Raw genomic sequence first — 19,035 nt, 5'->3', positions numbered from 1 at the left:
ATTTTGGAATTTACATGAATTTATTTTGTTTTCAAAGGAATAAGGTTGTGGAAAAAATGAAACAGAAAAAGTTGAGTTTATCATCAGTGTGACGTTATAGGGCTAGAAATTGTATATGGCTCGCATTGAGAGAAGAAAAAGAACTTATAGAAAGTTCTTTTAAATAAAGGTATTCCTGTTTAAAATTATGTGAATTTATTCCCTCTTGGGGGGAGTCCTTGGAGATAGAGTTTACCCCAATTATGGTTTAGAATGGAGTATGTTTTTTCTGTGAAAATAACCGTTAGTATAAAGGAACATTGCGATGGCAGTGCACGAAATAATCAAATAGCCAATCCAGCTAAATACATCGGGCACTTGGCCGAAAACAAAGTAGCCCAACAAAGCAGAAAAAGGAATTTGAGAATAATCAAAGACAGAGATTTCTCTTGCTGGTGCATAGCAATAGGCGGCGGTTATGCCAAATTGTCCACCAGCGGCAGAGAGGCCTGCCAGAAGTAGGATTATAGTTTGGTTTATATTCATGGAGTGGTAATGAAAAATAAGATATGGCAACGTAACCAAACATGAGAAGGCCGAAAAGAAGAATACGATAAAAGGCCCTTGCACTCCTCGCTGCCCCATTGCTCGAACGTAGGTATATGCCGCACCTGCACAAATTCCACCTAATAGGCCAATCAAAGCGGGAAAGAGATCCATACTTAGCCCTGTTGGCCTCACAACAAATAATACGCCGATAAAGGCTGTAATGATGGAGGTGAACTGGAATAAATTTATTTTTTCTTTTAGAATCAATATTCCAAATAAAACAGCAAAAAAAGGGGACATTTTGTTTAGCAGTGATGCGTCTGAAAGAACCAAATGATCCACTGCATAAAAATTGCATAAAATTCCCAATGTGCCAAAGAGGGAACGATAAAGTAAATATCGTTTGGATTGTCGGTCTAAGGAGACGTTGGGCTTTTCCTTCAGTAGGATTAAAAGGGCAAATAGCATTGCAACTAAGTTTCGGAAGAAGCTTTTTTGGATAGAAGGTAAGTCCCCGGATAAACGGACAAATAGGTTCATGAGGGCGAAAGAAAAAGAGGACATGATAATACAAACGATACCCTTATGTCTTTGATTCATAGCACTAAATCCTTTCTAATTTTATTTACAAGAAATCCTGGGGTTATTCTTTGTTGCGTATCTGGGCTTCCAATTTTGAATAGGGACAACCACAGTAATTTTGTCGATAGAGTTGATAAATTTCAGAGAGTTGGCAGGAACGTCGATAGCCCTCTCTTTTTTTGAAGTCGGAAAATAGATAGGGGACGCTAAATTCTTCGGATAATTCTTTTCCGATTTGATTTAAAGCCTGGGCATCCTTATGGGGGCTTATGCTTAATGTCGTTGTGAAGTAGTCATACTCTCCCTGTTTTGCTTGTTCTGCTGTTTTACGAAGACGTAAATGATAGCAAGCTTTACATCTTGCGCCACCCTCGGGTTCTGTTTCGTGGCCCTTTGCAAGGTTAAAAAATGAGGCGGAATCATACTCACCCATTATGAAAGAAATTGAAGAATGCAATGGCATCTTTTCAATTAGATTTTGTTGTTCCTTGGCACGAAAAGCAAATTCCTCGTAAGGAGAAATATTTGGATTATAGTAAAAAATTGTAATATCAAAGTGGGTTGATAAATACTCCAAAACGTATGATGAACAGGGGGCACAGCAACTATGGAGTAGGAGCCTTGGACGCTGCCGTTCCTGTTCAATCTGTTTTATGGTTTTATCTAATATATGCTGGTAATTTACTTTCGTCATTATACACACCTCGATTTTAAATCTATTATGAGTGTAGCAACTTTTTGGGATAAAAGGAAGGGTTAGGGAGCTTAAAATAAATATGTACTTAAAAAAGAACAAAATTTATTCACAAAATTACTGTTTTGAGAAATGAAAGATTATAAAAAAAGTACTGAAATTTTAAACAATTATATCTTTAATTTTAGAACAATTGAAATTTCGACTAAAACAGACTAGGAGAAAGAAGTGTTAAAAGAACTGTGTTTTCCATAGGGGTAGGGGGTTTCACAAAAAACACGAAAACCTTGAAAAAGCCCATAAAAAAAGGCTTGACAACAAGCCTTATAAATGTTAAAATATTTCACACATTGAAGAACAAGGACAATGTCCCAACTTAAAAGCAGTATAACATAACAGAATTCAAAGTTCAACAGAATTTTTGAATCGAGCTGAATTTTAGTTGAAATTGCCTATTTCATTAAGCAAAATGAATTATATTTAAAGGTTTGTAGGATTGTTTTTGTTCAATATATATGAGGGTGGGACGTCATTTGGCGATATACCCGGTTGTTAAAGATTAGAATTTCTTAGAGAAAGAGACTTTTGTCATGGCCGCTGATCAAAGGGGGTGTAGGCAAAGGTCTAGCTTTGTTTAAGCAATTCTAAATTTTTTGTGTCCAGACAGGGAAAATTCCCTTTTTCGCTTGTTTTATGGAAGCGGTGTTTTGTCGGTGCAATCATTATTTCGAGAGGTGACAAGATGGAAAAAAACAGAATTCATGCACTCCGTTTTGGCGACACAACCAGAAAAAGCTATTCTAGAATCAATGAGGTTTTAGAAATGCCCAATCTGATTGAAGTGCAGAAAAACAGCTACCAGTGGTTTTTAAGCGAGGGGCTGAAAGAAGTATTTGAGGATGTTTCTCCAATTACTGACTTTAGTGGCAACCTCGTACTGGAATTCATTGACTTCTCTTTGGATTCCGAACCCAAATTCTCTATTGAGGAATGTAAAGAAAGAGATGCAACTTATGCAGCTGCATTGAAGGTAAAAGCTAGACTTTACAATAGAGAATTAGATGAATTAAAAGAGCAGGAAATCTTTATGGGTGATTTCCCATTGATGACCGAAACAGGTACCTTTATTATCAATGGCGCCGAACGTGTTATCGTAAGCCAGCTTGTTCGCTCTCCCGGCATCTACTATGCTTCTGACTTTGATAAAGTTGGTAAGAAGTTGCTTTCTGCTACTGTTATCCCCAACAGAGGTGCGTGGTTGGAATATGAAACAGACTCCAATGATGTATTTTATGTGCGTGTAGATCGTACTAGAAAAGTTCCTGTTTCTGTTTTGATTCGTGCAATGGGAATTGGTACAGATGCGGAAATCCTTGAGATGTTTGGCGAGGAGCCAAAGATTTTGGCTACGTTGGACAAAGATATCTCTAAGAGCCATGAAGAAGGTTTGATTGAGATTTATAAAAAACTCCGTCCCGGTGAACCTCCAACTGTAGAAAGCTCTAAATCTTTATTGGATGGTATGTTTTTTGACCCTAAGCGTTATGATTTGGCCAAGGTTGGTCGTTATAAATTCAACAAAAAGCTGGCTTTGAAAAACCGTATCCGTGGTGCAAAGCTTGCTGAAAGCATTGTCGACCCCATGACTGGAGAGGTTGTTGCAGAGGCGGGAACAATCTTGACCATGGAAATTTGTGAAGAAATTCAGAACACAGGTGTGCCTTTTGTGTTTATTGAAGTGGAAGATAGAGTGCTTAAAGTTCTAAGTAACCAGGCTGTTGCTATTGATGGTTACATTGAAGAATTTGGCCTTAAGGCTGAAGATTTTGGCATCAGAGAGTTGGTTTATTATCCTTTATTAATGAGGATTTTAGAAGAATATCAAAGTGCAGAAGAAATTGCTGCGGCAATCAAAGAAAACATGCACGAATTAATTCCTAAGCATATCACATTGGAGGATATTTTTGCTTCCATTAACTATGTGCTGCATTTGGATTATGCATACGGTAATGTGGATGATATCGATCACTTGGGAAATAGACGTATTCGTTCTGTCGGTGAGTTATTACAGAACCAGTTCCGGATTGGTCTCTCCAGAATGGAAAGGGTTGTTAGAGAAAGAATGACAACCCAGGACTTAGCTGTTGTTACACCTCAGGCGTTGGTAAATGTGCGCCCTGTAACGGCTGCAATCAAAGAGTTCTTTGGTAGCTCTCAGTTATCTCAGTTTATGGATCAGAATAACCCTCTTTCTGAATTGACACATAAGCGTCGTTTGTCTGCATTGGGTCCTGGTGGTTTGTCGAGAGAAAGAGCGGGCTTCGAAGTTCGAGATGTACACCATTCTCACTACGGTAGAATGTGCCCTATCGAAACACCAGAAGGTCCTAACATCGGTTTGATCAATACGCTTGCAACATTTGCAAGAATTAATGAGTATGGTTTCATAGAAGCACCTTACAGAAAAGTAGATCACAGTGGTGATGAACCTCGTGTTACTGAAGAATTTATCTATGTAACTGCTGATGAAGAAGAAAACTTTAACGTTGCTCAGGCGAATGAGCCTTTGGACGGCGTGGGGCACTTTGTGCATAAGAAAGTAACTGGCCGTCACAAAGAAGAAATTATTGAAGTGGATAGAAGCCAGATTCACCTGATGGACGTTTCCCCTAAGCAGATGGTTTCCGTTGCAACAGCACTGATTCCTTTCTTGGAAAACGACGATGCGAACCGTGCGCTGATGGGTTCGAACATGCAGCGTCAGGCGGTGCCTTTGATGGTGACAGATTCCCCTATCGTTGGTACAGGTATGGAATATAAAACTGCAAAAGACTCCGGCATCTGTGTGATTGCGAAAAACAACGGTGTCGTTGAAAGAATCTCTGCTGATGAAATCGTTGTTCGAAATGATGCATCCGGTAGAGATAGATACAAAATGATTAAATATCAGAGAAGTAACCAAAGTACTTGCTTGAATCAGAAGCCTATTGTTAATGTAGGGGACAGAGTGGAAGCCGGACAGATTATTGCAGATGGTGCATCTACTTGTGAAGGCGAATTGGCATTGGGTAAAAACCCTCTCATTGGCTTCATGACATGGGAAGGTTATAACTACGAAGATGCTGTTTTGTTAAGCGAAAAGCTTGTTCAGGATGACGTTTATACCTCTGTGCACATTAATGAATTTGAAGCTGACGCCAGAGATACAAAGCTGGGACCCGAAGAAATTACAAGGGATATTCCTAACGTAGGTGATGATGCGCTGAAAGATTTGGATGAAAGAGGTATCATTCGTATTGGTGCGGAAGTTCGTCCAAATGATATTTTGGTTGGTAAGGTTACACCTAAGGGTGAAACTGAACTAACAGCAGAAGAAAGATTGCTCCGTGCTATCTTTGGTGAAAAGGCAAGAGAGGTTAGAGATACTTCTTTGCGTGTTCCTCATGGGGAAACAGGTATCATCGTTGACGTTAAAATCTTTACAAGAGAAAACGGTGATGATGTTGGCCCTGGCGTAAACCAGTTAGTTCGTGTTTATATTGCTCAGAAGAGAAAGATTTCCGTTGGGGATAAAATGGCTGGTCGTCACGGTAACAAGGGTGTTGTTTCCCGCGTATTGCCGGTAGAAGATATGCCTTTCTTACCAAACGGTCGTCCTTTGGACATCGTATTGAACCCTCTGGGTATTCCTTCTCGTATGAATATTGGTCAGGTGTTGGAAACTCACCTTTCCTTGGCTGCAAAAGCGTTGGGTTGGAAAATCAGCACCCCTGTATTTGACGGTGCAAACGAAATTGACATCATGGATACACTGGAGATGGCCAACGACTATGTAAATACTAGTTGGGAAGAGTTTTCTGACAAATGGAAACCTTTGTTACAGGGTGATATTTATGATGAACTTTATGCAAACAGAGACCACAGAGAAGAATGGAGGGGCGTTGCTCTATCCAGAGATGGTAAGGTATCCTTGCGTGACGGTCGTACAGGTGAGTTCTTCGATAATCGTGTAACGATCGGGTTCATGCACTACTTGAAACTTCACCATTTGGTTGATGATAAGATTCATGCCCGTTCCACAGGTCCTTACTCCTTAGTTACACAGCAGCCTTTGGGTGGTAAAGCTCAGTTTGGTGGACAGCGTTTCGGTGAAATGGAAGTTTGGGCGCTGGAAGCATACGGCGCAGCATATACCCTTCAGGAAATCTTAACTGTGAAGTCTGATGATATTGTTGGTCGTGTGAAGACGTATGAATCAATTGTTAAGGGTGAAAACATTCCTGAACCTGGTGTACCTGAATCCTTCAAGGTTTTACTGAAAGAGTTGCAGTCCTTGGCGTTGGATATTCGCGTTTTGCGTGAAGACCAGACAGAAGTTGAAATCAAAGAATCCGTCGAAGATGTGGATGACTTAAATGTAAACATTGATGGTTTTGATGCCGAGGAACAGGACTATCGTCGTCCAAGACCTTTGACAGCGGAAGAGGAATTGGTTGATTTCCTCTTTGATGGCGAAGAAGGCGTTGAAGCAGACAGCAACGAAGTTCTGGAAGAAGACTTCGAAGATGAGCTGATAGATGACGAATTTGTGGATGAGGACTAAGAAGGGAGGACAGGACCATGAATACACAAAACACAGAGCAGGGAATTGTATTTGACTCCATTAAGATTGGTTTGGCGTCTCCTGAAAAAATTCATGAGTGGTCAAGAGGCGAGGTTAAAAAACCCGAAACAATTAACTACAGAACATTAAAGCCTGAAAAGGATGGTCTTTTCTGTGAAAAGATCTTCGGACCTACAAAGGACTGGGAATGCCACTGTGGTAAATATAAAAGAATTCGTTACAAAGGTGTTGTTTGTGACCGTTGTGGCGTTGAGGTAACAAAAGCAAAAGTAAGACGTGAAAGAATGGGCCATATCGAATTGGCTGCGCCCGTTTCTCATATCTGGTATTTTAAGGGTATCCCTTCCAGAATGGGCTTGATTCTTTCCATGAGCCCCAGAGCTTTGGAAAAAGTATTATATTTTGCATCTTATATCGTATTAAATGCTGGTGATACAGAATTACAGTACAAACAGCTTTTGAGCGAAAGAGAATATAGAGAAGCATATGATAAATACGGCAATACTTTTGAGGCTGCTATGGGTGCAGAAGCGATCAAGCAGTTGTTGATGGATATAGACTTGGAAAAGGAATCTGTTGAGCTGAAAGCTCAGTTGCAAGATACTGCAGGTCAGAAAAGAGTTCGTATTATCAAAAAGCTTGAAGTAATCGAAAGCTTTAGAATTTCTGGAAATAAACCTGAATGGATGATTCTGGATGCTATCCCTGTTATTCCTCCGGATATTCGTCCTATGGTTCAGCTGGATGGTGGTCGTTTTGCTACAAGTGACTTGAACGACTTGTACAGACGTGTAATCAACAGAAACAACCGTTTAAAGAGATTATTGGATTTGGGTGCACCTGACATCATCGTTAGAAACGAAAAGAGAATGTTGCAGGAAGCTGTAGATGCTTTGATTGACAACGGCAGACGTGGTAGACCAGTAACTGGCCCTGGTAACCGTGCGCTGAAATCTCTTTCTGATATGTTGAAAGGTAAGCAGGGCCGATTCCGTCAGAATCTTTTAGGCAAACGTGTTGACTACTCCGGTCGTTCCGTTATCGTAGTTGGACCGGAACTGAAGATTTATCAGTGTGGTTTACCTAAGGAAATGGCAATTGAGTTATTTAAGCCTTTCGTTATGAAAAAATTAGTGGAAGATGGCTTGGCACACAACATCAAATCTGCTAAGAGAATGGTTGAAAGACTTCAGACTGAAGTTTGGGATATTTTAGAAGATGTAATTAAAGAGCATCCTGTTATGCTCAACCGTGCCCCAACACTGCATAGATTGGGTATTCAGGCGTTTGAGCCTGTATTGGTTGAAGGTCGTGCAATTAAGTTGCATCCATTGGTATGTACTGCGTATAACGCCGATTTCGATGGTGACCAGATGGCGGTTCACGTTCCTCTTTCTGTAGAGGCACAGGCAGAATGCCGCTTCTTACTGCTTTCACCCAATAACTTATTGAAACCTTCCGATGGTGCTCCAGTAACTGTACCTTCTCAGGATATGATTTTAGGTATGTATTATCTGACCTTGGAAAGAGATGATAAAAATGCCTATTATGAAGAAGATATACTGGATGCCGAAGGCAATGTAATCAGAGCTAAAGGTGACCTGATTACGAGGGCATTCAAGGATGAAAAAGAAGCAATCCTTGCTTACGACAACCATGAAATTGCTTTACAGGAGGTAATCCGAGTAAGAAGAGTGTTAACATTTAACGGAGTTCCAGAAACTCGTATGGTTCGCACTACTGTAGGGCGTATTATCTTCAACGAAGCCATTCCTCAAAATTTGGGATATGTAGATAGAACAAATGAAGATGAAAAATTCCGCTACGAAATCGATTTCTTGGTAGATAAGAAGCAGATTGGTAAAATCATTAACAGATGTATTAATCGTTGTGGTGCCACTGAAACTGCGGCAGTTTTGGATAAGATTAAATCTTTGGGTTACAAATTCTCAACAAGGGCTGCTTTAACGGTTTCTGTATCCGATATGGAAATTCCTAAGGAAAAACAGGAGTTCTTGGCTGAGGCAGAAGACAAAGTGGAAATGATTACCAGAAAATTTAGACGTGGTTTGATGACAGATGAAGAACGTCACAACAAAGTTATCGAAGCATGGAATGTCGCCAACGAAAAGATTACTGTTGCGCTGTTGGCTGGCTTGGGTAAATACAACAATATTTATATGATGGCTAACTCTGGTGCCCGTGGTTCCAACAGCCAGATTAAGCAGTTAGCGGGTATGCGTGGTTTGATGGCCAACCCTTCTGGTGGTATCATCGAATTGCCTATTAAGTCTAACTTCCGTGAAGGTCTGTCGGTATTGGAGTACTTTATTTCCGCCCATGGTGCGAGAAAAGGTTTGACCGATACCGCCCTTAGAACAGCCGATTCGGGTTACTTGACTCGTCGTTTGGTAGATGTATCTCAGGATATTATCATTCGTGAATGGGATTGTTGCGAAGACACCGAAAAAGAAGCACCTGGTTTATGGGTTTCTGCATTTATGGATGGCAACGAAATAATCGAAGGGTTACAGGATAGAATCCGTGGCAGATGGTCTGTATTGGATGTGATTCATCCTGAAACAGGTGAAGTCATTGTTCCTGCTGATACAATGATTAGCTTTGATCAGGCGGAACAGGTTGAAAGAGCTGGCATCAAGAAAGTATTGATCCGTACGGTATTAACTTGCCGTTCTAATATTGGTATTTGTGCGAAGTGCTACGGTGCCAATATGGCCAGTGGTAGATATGTGCGTATTGGTGAATCTGTTGGTATCATTGCGGCACAGTCTATTGGTGAGCCTGGTACACAGCTTACCATGCGTACGTTCCACACCGGTGGTATCGCCGGCGATGACATCACACAGGGTCTTCCTCGTGTCGAAGAATTATTTGAAGCAAGAAAGCCTAAGGGTCTTGCAATTATCGCGGAATTTGGCGGCCGTGTAACATTGAATGACACAAAGAAGAAGAGAGAAGTTGTAATTACAAACCACGAAACTGGTGAAGTAAAAGATTACCTCATTCCCTATGGCTCCAGAATTAAAGTTTATGATGGCGATGAGGTAGAAGCTGGTGATGAAATTACCGAAGGTAGCGTGAATCCTCATGACATTCTGAAAATCAAAGGTCTACGTGGCGTTCAGGATTATATGATTCAGGAAGTGCAGCGCGTTTACCGCTTACAGGGTGTAGAAATCAACGACAAGCATATCGAAGTTATCGTTCGACAGATGTTAAAACGTGTAAAAATCGAAGAAAACGGCGATACAGAATTCTTACCAGGTAGTCTGGTAGACTGGTTAGTATTTGAAAATATCAATGCCGAATTAGAGGCAGTAGGCAAGACTCCTGCCAATGGTGCTCGTGTTCTGTTAGGTATTACAAAGGCTTCCTTGGCCACAGATTCCTTCTTGTCTGCGGCATCCTTCCAGGAAACAACAAGAGTTCTGACAGAAGCTGCGATCAAGGGTAAAATTGATCCGTTGATTGGTCTAAAAGAAAACGTTATTATTGGTAAATTGATTCCTGCAGGTACGGGGATGCAGCGGTACCGCAGCGTAGAAATCCAACCTGAAGGTAGCGAAAGCGATACTCAGGATGATGCGATTTATATGGATGAAGATGATATGATTTAATGGATTAAGTAGTGCCTATCTTTTATAAGGTGGGGACAAATGAGTCTGTTAAGTATAGTCTTAACTTAGAGAGAGAAAGTTTATGTTTATGACATAGGCTTTCTCTTTTTTATTTATCCAAAATAGAGAAAATTGTTTTTTAACTTGCAGATATAGTGATATATAAATACAGTTATGTTAAACATTGTATTATTATATTGAGAAGATGTGGCTAACGATGTAAATGAGGGGTATACTGAGGATGAAAACAAAGTGCACAATGTTTTCGGGTACAAATCAGTCTTTGAATTTAATAAGATAAATGTATACTGAAAGGGGAACAAGTAATTCCAGCCGTGAAATAATCTCAGATGACTATTGCAGTAGGTTGGGCTTTTAATATTGTCATTCAATTTGGTGGTACAACAGTCCAAATGCAGGGGCGTTTTCTTAGCAAACATCTGATTTTATACTGTATGTGCCCAAGGGTGCCAAATCTGTTTACATCTATTCCTATTTTGCATTCTACGAAGAATGGAAGCCAGGCATTCATGTTTGAGTTGGGTGGCTAGTGAATTTAAGGATCGTTCTTTTGTGATTACCGGTGTATTTTAGCCTGGGTAATGAAAAGGGCAGTAATGGATCATTTTTTCGCAAACGGCAATTTAGGTTTTGGGCAGGAATTTAAATCATACATTGTAGTTAAAAGGTTTCTAATGTTAGGGGGAGACTATGCGAGAAGAAGTACATGAGATGTCCAGACAAAAAAGAAGCGTACTTTATCAAAAGAGAGCAAAAGAGTTTGAGAGGGTTCAAGTTATTTTGTCCATTCTTATTAGTATAGTAGGTTTATTGGCAGCAAGGCAGTTTATACTGTTAGATGTGGCGGTGGAAATGTTGCCCATAGTAAAGAAGGGCCTTGTTTATTTGGGGGTCATTGTAACACTAGCGGGGCTACAATTATCTACCCGATTTGGTCATCATATTTTTAAAACTACGCCATGGATGATTGAGTTTTCTCAAAATAAGGGTGAAAATGGGATAGATAATATAGAAGAAAGTGAGAAACCTAATGAGAATTAAAAGAGCTTGTAAATGCCCGAGAGACTATTGCTAGAGGCATTTTTAATTGTAGAAACCCAATTTAGATAAATGCTGGTTTATAAATTGTAAAAAATGGGTAAAACTTAAGAAAAATAACTTAGTATTTCGCAAAAAACCTTGACTTTTAGGGAACCTGGTGATAAAATTTCCTAGTGTCTGTAACTATGGGCTTTTCTAAGCACGCCCAGAATACACACTCAAAAAGGTAAATTATATTGCAAGAGCAGAAAGTATTAATTTTTATAAGGAGGTGCAATTAATGCCTACGTTTAATCAGTTAGTAAGAAAAGGCAGACAGACTATCGAGAAAAAATCAACAGCACCCGCTTTGCAGAAAGGCTTGAACTCTCTGCAGAAGAAAGCGACAGATGTTTCTTCTCCTCAGAAACGTGGTGTATGTACAGCAGTTAAGACTTCCACACCTAAGAAGCCTAACTCCGCGCTCAGAAAGATCGCTAGAGTTCGTCTTTCCAATGGTATTGAAGTAACAGCTTATATCCCCGGTGAAGGCCACAACCTTCAGGAACATAGTGTTGTTCTTATCAGAGGTGGTAGAGTAAAAGACCTTCCTGGTGTGCGTTACCACATCGTTAGAGGTACTTTGGATACAGCAGGCGTTGCAAAAAGAATGCAGGCTAGATCCAAATACGGCGCAAAACGCCCTAAAGCAGCTAAGAAGTAATTTTAAAAAAATAAGAAGAAATGCCTTATACAGATCAATACAATCTGCGATTGCTTAGACGAGATATACATTGAATGGTAAGGCATGAAAACACGGGCATTGGGCTCGTGAAGTACCGAGAATATCATTATTCATTAAGGAGGGAAGAATCGTGCCAAGAAAAGGACATGTTGCGAAAAGAGAGGTTTTAGCGGACCCCATCTACAATAGCAAGCTTGTAACAAAGCTTATCAACAGTATTATGTTGGATGGTAAGAAGGGTGTTGCTGAAAAAATCGTTTATGGTGCATTCGACAAAGTAGCAGAAAAGACAGGTAAAGAACCTTTAGAGGCTTTTGAAGAAGCTTTAGGTAATATCATGCCTGTATTGGAAGTTAAAGCACGCCGTGTTGGTGGTGCAACTTACCAGGTTCCTATGGAAATCAGACCTGAAAGACGTCAGACATTGGGTCTTCGTTGGTTAACAACTTATTCCAGAAAACGTGGCGAAAAAACCATGGTTGATCGTTTGGCAGGCGAAATCACTGATGCATTAAGCAATGCTGGTGGTGCTTGCAAGAAAAAAGACGAAACACACAAAATGGCAGAAGCAAACAAAGCTTTCTCCCATTTCAAGTGGTAAAAAAAGAATGGAAATGTGTATTTTTGGAAAGGCTTGTTAAGGGTCTTTCCAATTATCCCATTATGAAAGCAAAAAGGAGGACTAAGCGTGGCAAACAGAGAATACCCGCTTGCTAGAACCAGAAATATTGGTATCATGGCACATATTGACGCTGGTAAGACCACTCTTACAGAGCGTATTCTGTTCTATACCGGCCGTAATTACAAAATCGGCGATACCCACGAAGGTACTGCAACCATGGACTGGATGGAGCAGGAACAGGAAAGAGGTATTACAATTACCTCCGCTGCAACAACTTGTCATTGGAATGATAATAGAATTAACATCATTGACACACCCGGACACGTTGACTTTACAGTGGAAGTAGAACGTTCTTTACGTGTATTAGATGGTGCTGTTTGTGTTCTGGATGCAAAAGGCGGCGTTGAACCTCAGACAGAAACAGTTTGGAGACAGGCTGATAACTACATGGTACCTCGTATGATTTTCGTTAATAAGATGGATATCATGGGTGCTGATTTCCTTGGTTCTATGAAGTCTATCGTAGACAGACTGGGTTGTCATCCAGTGGCTGTTACTCTGCCCATTGGTGCAGAGAACGATTTTAAAGGCATCATTGACCTGATGAAGATGAAAGCCTACTTCTATGAAAATGCAACAGGTACAGAAGTAGATGAAGATGAAATCCCTGCTGAATACACAGACTTGGCAGAAGAGTATAGAGCAATTATGATCGAAACTATCTGCGAAACAGATGAAGAGTTGATGGAAAAGTTCTTTGCTGAGGAAGAAATTTCCGAAGAAGAACTGAAGGTTGCATTGCGTAAGGCTTGTATCGCTTGCCAGTTAGTGCCCGTTATGTGTGGTTCTGCATACAGAAATAAAGGTGTTCAGAAGCTTCTGGATGGCGTTATTGAATATATGCCCGCACCTACTGACATTGCTTCAATCAAGGGTGTTGATCCTGTGACAGGCGAAGAAACAGAAAGACATTCTTCTGATGAAGAACCTTTCTCTGCATTGGCATTTAAGATTATGAATGATCCTTTCGTTGGTAAGCTGGCATTCTTCCGTGTTTACTCAGGCACACTGGATGCAGGCACATATGTTTATAACTCCACAAAGGGTAAAAAGGAACGTGTTGGCCGTATTTTGCAGATGCATGCTAACCACAGAGAAGAAATCGCCAAGGTTTACTCTGGTGATATTGCGGCAGCTGTTGGCTTCAAGCTGACAACAACAGGTGATACAATTTGTGATGAAGCTCATGAAGTAATCTTGGAATCAATGGTATTCCCTGAACCCGTTATCTCTGTTGCTATTGAGCCTAAGACAAAAGCAGGTCGTGACAAAATGGGTATTGCTCTGGCTAAGTTAGCAGAAGAAGATCCTACTTTCAAGACATTTACAGATGCAGAAACAGGCGATACCATCATCTCCGGTATGGGTGAGTTGCATTTGGAAATCATCGTTGACCGTCTACTGAGAGAATTCAAGGTAGAAGCTAACGTTGGTGCACCTCAGGTTGCTTACAAAGAAACATTCCGTAAGGCTGTTGACGTTGAAGGTAAGTTCGTACGTCAGTCTGGTGGTCGTGGTCAGTATGGTCACTGTAAAGTTCGTTTCTATCCTATTGGTACAGATGCAGAGCACAACTATGAATTCGTAAATGCAACAGTAGGTGGTTCTATTCCTAAGGAATACATCCCCGCTATTGACAAAGGTATTCAGCAGGCAATGCATTGTGGTATCCTGGGTGGTTATCCTGTATTAGGTGTTAAGGCTGAAGTTTACGATGGTTCCTACCATGACGTTGACTCCTCCGAAACAGCTTATCAGGTAGCTGGTTCCATGGCTTTCAAGGAAGCAATGAGAAAAGGTGACGCAGTTCTTCTGGAGCCCATTATGAAGGTTACAGTAACTGTACCCGAGGATTATATGGGAGATGTTATCGGTGATATCAACTCTCGTCGTGGTCGTATTGAAGGTATGGAAGCTAGATCTAACGCACAGATCATTCATTCCTTCGTACCTTTGGCTGAAATGTTTGGTTACTCTACAGACCTTCGTTCCAAAACACAGGGTCGTGGTGACTATGTAATGGAAGTTGACCATTATGAACCTTGCCCTAAATCCGTACAGGATAAGGTTCTGGAAGGCAAGAAGTAATTTGTTTTTTCCCAATCTTGAAGCAGTATCAATGGGAAGAAAAGTACCAAATTCATCGTGCATTTGGTGATTTGGTATTGCAAAAAGACATGAAGTCTAATATAATTGAAATCGATAGGTACATTCTCCTAAATGTACTAAACTCAATAGATTTCCAACAAACCTAAAGGAGGATAATTTAAAATGGCAAAGCAAAAATTTGAAAGAACCAAACCTCATATGAATATTGGTACTATCGGTCACGTTGACCATGGTAAAACAACTCTTACAGCAGCTATCACAAAGACACTTCATGAAAGATACAAAATTGGTGCAGCTGTTGATTTCGAAAACATTGATAAAGCTCCTGAAGAAAGAGAACGTGGTATCACAATTTCTACATCTCACGTAGAATATGAAACACCTATTAGACACTACGCTCACGTTGACTGCCCTGGACATGCTGACTATGTAAAGAACATGATCACTGGTGCTGCTCAGATGGACGGTGCTATTCTGGTTGTTGCTGCAACTGATGGTCCTATGGCTCAGACAAGAGAACACATTTTGCTTTCTCGTCAGGTAGGCGTTCCTTATGTTGTTGTATTCATGAACAAATGTGATATGGTTGAAGACGAAGAACTTCTTGACTTGGTTGAAATGGAAATCAGAGATTTGCTTTCTGAGTACGATTTCCCCGGCGATGATACACCTATCATCAGAGGTTCTGCATTCCAGGCTCTTCAGGATCCTAATGGTGCTTGGGGCGATAAGATTGTTGAATTGTTCAACGAAATCGAAGCTTACATTCCCGAACCTGAACGTGCTACAGACAAGCCTTTCTTGATGCCTGTGGAAGATGTATTCTCCATCACAGGCCGTGGTACAGTTGCAACTGGTAGAGTTGAAGCTGGTGTTGTTAAGGTTCAGGATGAAGTTGAAATCGTTGGTTTGACAGAAGAAACAAGAAAAGTTGTTGTAACTGGCGTTGAAATGTTCCGTAAACTTTTGGATCAGGCTGAAGCTGGTGATAACATTGGTGTTCTTCTTCGTGGTGTTCAGAGAACAGATATCGAAAGAGGTCAGGTATTGGCTAAACCCGGTTCCATCACACCTCATACAAAATTCAAAGCTCAGGTTTACGTATTGAGCAAAGAAGAAGGTGGCCGTCATACACCTTTCTTCAATAACTATAGACCTCAGTTCTACTTCAGAACAACAGACGTTACAGGCGTTATCTCTTTACCTGCTGGTACAGAAATGTGTATGCCTGGCGACAACGTTGAAATGTCTATCGAATTGATCACACCTGTTGCTATGGCTCAGGGTCTTCGTTTTGCTATCCGTGAAGGTGGTAGAACAGTAGGCGCTGGTTCTGTAACAGAAATCGTGGAATAAGATTTTTAAAGAAGTACCTTTTGGTACTTCTTTTTTTATTGAAAAAACGATTAAAATTCATTGTGAAAGAAAAATGAAAATGATAAGTTTTTAGCATGGGAAAAAAAGGAATGAGAAACACTTGTTGCACAAACAATGAGACGCTAAACATCTAGAAACAGGGCTTACTTAGGGGTGTTATTTTTTTTAGTAGTATTGACTATGAGATGTATGACAACAAAGGTGGAGAAAATTTTGTTTCTATGCGAAATATATTGACATAGAAAAGACAATAGTGTAAAGTATAGGAGGACAGGAAAGCTAGAGTTGCACTTACCCTTGTGGTAACGTGTACTTTTTTAAAGTATATATCTTGCATACTAAGTATTAACTTTGTTTATTTATTTTCATTCTTACATAAAAATAAATAGAATAAAGTGAATAACTGGTAAAAAACAAAGCATATGTACTTATAAAAAAACAGGAAGCAATGCAGCTTTTTTGTGGGTTTTTTTTGATAATCCTGCCGAAAAATACGGCGGTATTACCATAAAATGCAACCGTTTTTTATTGAATATTCGTCAACAAATCAGTTGACAATTTTTAAACAAAAATGTTATATTCATGATGGACGTGCAACCTGGCTTTTTTGATTGTGCAAGTAATTGCAATGTTTTGGTTGGACGTTTAACGGTAGCGTTAAGGAAGTAGTAGGTTATTAATAAAACGGTCGGTGGCCCGCATCGATGGTTTTAAAATTTTTTAAAAATAGGAGGAATATTAAATGGATTTCAAATTAACAAAAACTCAGTTGCTTCAGCAAGAGTTGTTCAGAAAATTTGCTGAAACAGAAATCAAACCCATAGCTAAGGATATGGACGAGTCTGAAGAATATGACATGGGCCTTGTAGCTAAATTGCAGAAGGCTGGTATGTTCGGAATTCCTTACTCCAGAGAATACGGCGGCCAGGGTGCAGATGTTCTGACATACACATTGGCTATGGAAGAGGTATCTAAAGTTGACGCTTCCACAGGTATCACACTTTCTGTTCATACATCTCTTTGCTGCCCTTGTATCAATGAATTTGGTACAGAAGAACAGAAGCAGGAATTCTTGAGACCATTGGTAGATGGTACAAAAGTTGGTTGCTTCGGTTTAACAGAACCTAACGCAGGTACAGACGCTTCCGGTGTTCAGACAACAGCTGAAAAGGATGGCGATGATTATATTATCAATGGTACAAAAATCTTTACAACAAACTCCGGCTTTGCTGATACATTTGTTGTATTCGCTTTGACAGATAAGTCTAAAGGACCTAAGGGTATGTCTGCATTCATTCTTGACAAAGAAATGCCTGGTATCACTGTTGGTGAAAACATTGAACGTATGGGTATCAGAGCTGCTTCCAACTGTGAAGTTGCTTATGAAAACGTAAGAGTACCTGCAAGCAGAATGCTTGGTAAAGAAGGTCAGGGCTATAAAATTGCTATGACAGCTTTGGGTGGCGGCCGTATCGGTATCGGTGCTCAGTCCGTTGGTATTGCACAGGGTGCAATCGACGAAGCTATGAAATATGTAAAGGAAAGAAAACAGTTTGGCAAGACAATCAACAAATTCCAGAACACACAGTTCAAACTTGCTGAGTGCCAGACAAAAGTTGATGCTGCTAGATTGATGGTTTGGAGAGCAGCAACAGCAAAAGACAATCATGAAAACTACGCTCCTTTGGCAGCTATGTGTAAACTGTTTGGCTCTGAAGTAGCTAACGAAGTAACAAGAGTATGCGTTCAGTTGCTTGGTGGTTACGGTTACTGCCGCGAATATCCTGTAGAAAGAGCTATGCGTGACGCTAAGATTACAGAAATTTACGAAGGTACATCTGAAGCAATGAAGATGATCATCTCCGGCGCAATGAAAGTTTGATAAATAGTTTCTGAATCTAGATACGAAGCGAGATACTACTATATTTTGGAAGGAGAACAACTATAATGAAAATCGTTGTATGTATTAAACAAGTACCAGACACAGTTGAAGTTAAAATCGATCCTAAAACAGGCACCCTGATCCGTGACGGTGTTCCTTCTATCATTAACCATGACGACAAAACAGGTATCGAAGCAGCTCTTCAGTTGAAAGAGGAATTGGGTGGCACTGTAACAGTTGTATCCATGGGACCTCCTCAGGCAGACGTTGCTTTGAGAGAAGCTTTGGCTATGGGTTGCGATGAAGCTTACTTGGTTTCCGCTAGAGAATTCGGTGGTTCCGACACATATGCTACATCCGGTATTTTAGCAGCAGCATTGAAGAAAATCGGTTATGATTTGATTATCACAGGCCGTCAGGCTATCGATGGTGACACAGCTCAGGTTGGACCTCAGATTGCTGAAAAATTACAGGTTCCTCAGGTTTCTTATGTTGAAGAAGTGCAAGAAGCAGCTGAAGATCACGTTGTTGTTAAGAGACAGTTTGAAGATGGTTATCACATCATCAAAATTAAAACACCTTGCCTTTTGACAGCTATCGCTGAATTGGCAGATGCTAGATACATGTCCGTAAGAGGTATCGTTGAAGCTTACGAAAAAGAAATCAAAGTATTAGGCTTTGAAGATTTGAAAGACGAGCTTGAACTTGACATGATCGGCTTAAAGGGTTCCCCTACAAACGTATACCAGTCCTTCACTAAAGAAGTTAAGGGTGCTGGTACAATCCTGAAAGATCTGTCCGCAGAACAGGCTGTTCAGGCTATCATCGAAAAGTTGGAAGCTAAGTTTATCATCTAATTTGTTGACAACTTAAATCGAAAAAAAGAACTAAATACTAAATTTGGAATATAAGGAGGAAACCCTACAATGAGTAAAGGTATTTTTGTAGTAATCGAACAGAGAAGCGGTAAAGTTCAGAACGTAGGTCTTGAACTGATCGGCGAATCCACCAGACTGAAAGAAGATTTGAAGGACGACGTTGTTGCTGTCCTGTTAGGTCATGAAATCGAAGGCGAAGTTGAAAAACTGTATCACTATGGTGCAGACAAGGTTATCCTTGTTGACAGCCCTTAT

11 protein-coding genes and 1 pseudogene are annotated in these 19,035 nt (G+C 40.3%); 10 read left to right on the top strand and 2 right to left on the bottom strand.

Annotated features, from left to right (window positions below):
• Positions 1-240 precede the first annotated feature (240 nt).
• Together ABVZ64_RS02245 and ABVZ64_RS02240 are read right to left on the bottom strand one after the other, a co-directional pair.
• Entirely contained in the window at positions 241-1,128 is an 888-nt protein-coding gene (locus ABVZ64_RS02245) for a DMT family transporter (RefSeq protein ID WP_352399440.1), read from the bottom strand.
• A gap of 43 nt (positions 1,129-1,171) precedes the next feature.
• Positions 1,172-1,804 (bottom strand): epoxyqueuosine reductase QueH, encoded by a 633-nt coding sequence (locus tag ABVZ64_RS02240; protein ID WP_352399439.1) that lies wholly within the window; start codon positions 1,802-1,804, stop codon positions 1,172-1,174.
• Positions 1,805-2,546: 742 nt separating this feature from the next.
• Between ABVZ64_RS02240 and rpoB the strand changes: the two genes are divergently transcribed.
• The 10 genes and pseudogenes from rpoB to ABVZ64_RS02190 form a co-directional block, all read left to right on the top strand.
• Positions 2,547-6,407, top strand: a complete 3,861-nt coding sequence (gene rpoB / locus ABVZ64_RS02235) for a DNA-directed RNA polymerase subunit beta (RefSeq protein WP_352399438.1) — start codon at positions 2,547-2,549, stop codon at positions 6,405-6,407.
• 17 nt (positions 6,408-6,424) lie between these two features.
• A complete protein-coding gene (gene rpoC, locus ABVZ64_RS02230; protein WP_352399437.1) occupies positions 6,425-10,066 on the top strand; it encodes a DNA-directed RNA polymerase subunit beta' in 3,642 nt (1,213 codons plus the stop codon).
• A gap of 711 nt (positions 10,067-10,777) precedes the next feature.
• The gene (locus tag ABVZ64_RS02225) at positions 10,778-11,128 is read left to right on the top strand and encodes a hypothetical protein (protein ID WP_352399436.1); all 351 of its coding nucleotides are present in this window, start codon (positions 10,778-10,780) and stop codon (positions 11,126-11,128) included.
• A gap of 280 nt (positions 11,129-11,408) precedes the next feature.
• A complete protein-coding gene (gene rpsL / locus ABVZ64_RS02220) occupies positions 11,409-11,831 on the top strand; it encodes a 30S ribosomal protein S12 (RefSeq protein WP_304507532.1) in 423 nt (140 codons plus the stop codon).
• Positions 11,832-11,982: 151 nt separating this feature from the next.
• Positions 11,983-12,453 carry a 30S ribosomal protein S7 gene (gene rpsG, locus ABVZ64_RS02215; protein ID WP_352399435.1) on the top strand — a complete coding sequence of 157 codons (471 nt, stop codon included), beginning with the start codon at positions 11,983-11,985 and terminating at the stop codon, positions 12,451-12,453.
• A gap of 87 nt (positions 12,454-12,540) precedes the next feature.
• Positions 12,541-14,622 (top strand): elongation factor G, encoded by a 2,082-nt coding sequence (gene fusA, locus ABVZ64_RS02210; protein ID WP_352399434.1) that lies wholly within the window; start codon positions 12,541-12,543, stop codon positions 14,620-14,622.
• 183 nt (positions 14,623-14,805) lie between these two features.
• The gene (gene tuf / locus ABVZ64_RS02205; protein WP_352399433.1) at positions 14,806-15,999 is read left to right on the top strand and encodes an elongation factor Tu; all 1,194 of its coding nucleotides are present in this window, start codon (positions 14,806-14,808) and stop codon (positions 15,997-15,999) included.
• 763 nt (positions 16,000-16,762) lie between these two features.
• Positions 16,763-17,902 carry an acyl-CoA dehydrogenase family protein gene (locus ABVZ64_RS02200; protein WP_352399432.1) on the top strand — a complete coding sequence of 380 codons (1,140 nt, stop codon included), beginning with the start codon at positions 16,763-16,765 and terminating at the stop codon, positions 17,900-17,902.
• A gap of 65 nt (positions 17,903-17,967) precedes the next feature.
• Entirely contained in the window at positions 17,968-18,759 is a 792-nt protein-coding gene (locus ABVZ64_RS02195; protein WP_352399431.1) for an electron transfer flavoprotein subunit beta/FixA family protein, read from the top strand.
• A gap of 69 nt (positions 18,760-18,828) precedes the next feature.
• Positions 18,829-19,035 (top strand): annotated as a pseudogene (locus ABVZ64_RS02190) (electron transfer flavoprotein subunit alpha/FixB family protein); the annotation flags it as partial.

Origin of the sequence: Anaerotignum sp., assembly GCF_040307045.1 — a bacterium.
In the GTDB taxonomy this organism is placed as follows: Bacteria; Bacillota; Clostridia; order Lachnospirales; family Anaerotignaceae; genus Chakrabartyella.
This window is presented reverse-complemented; position numbering and strand designations above follow the sequence as displayed.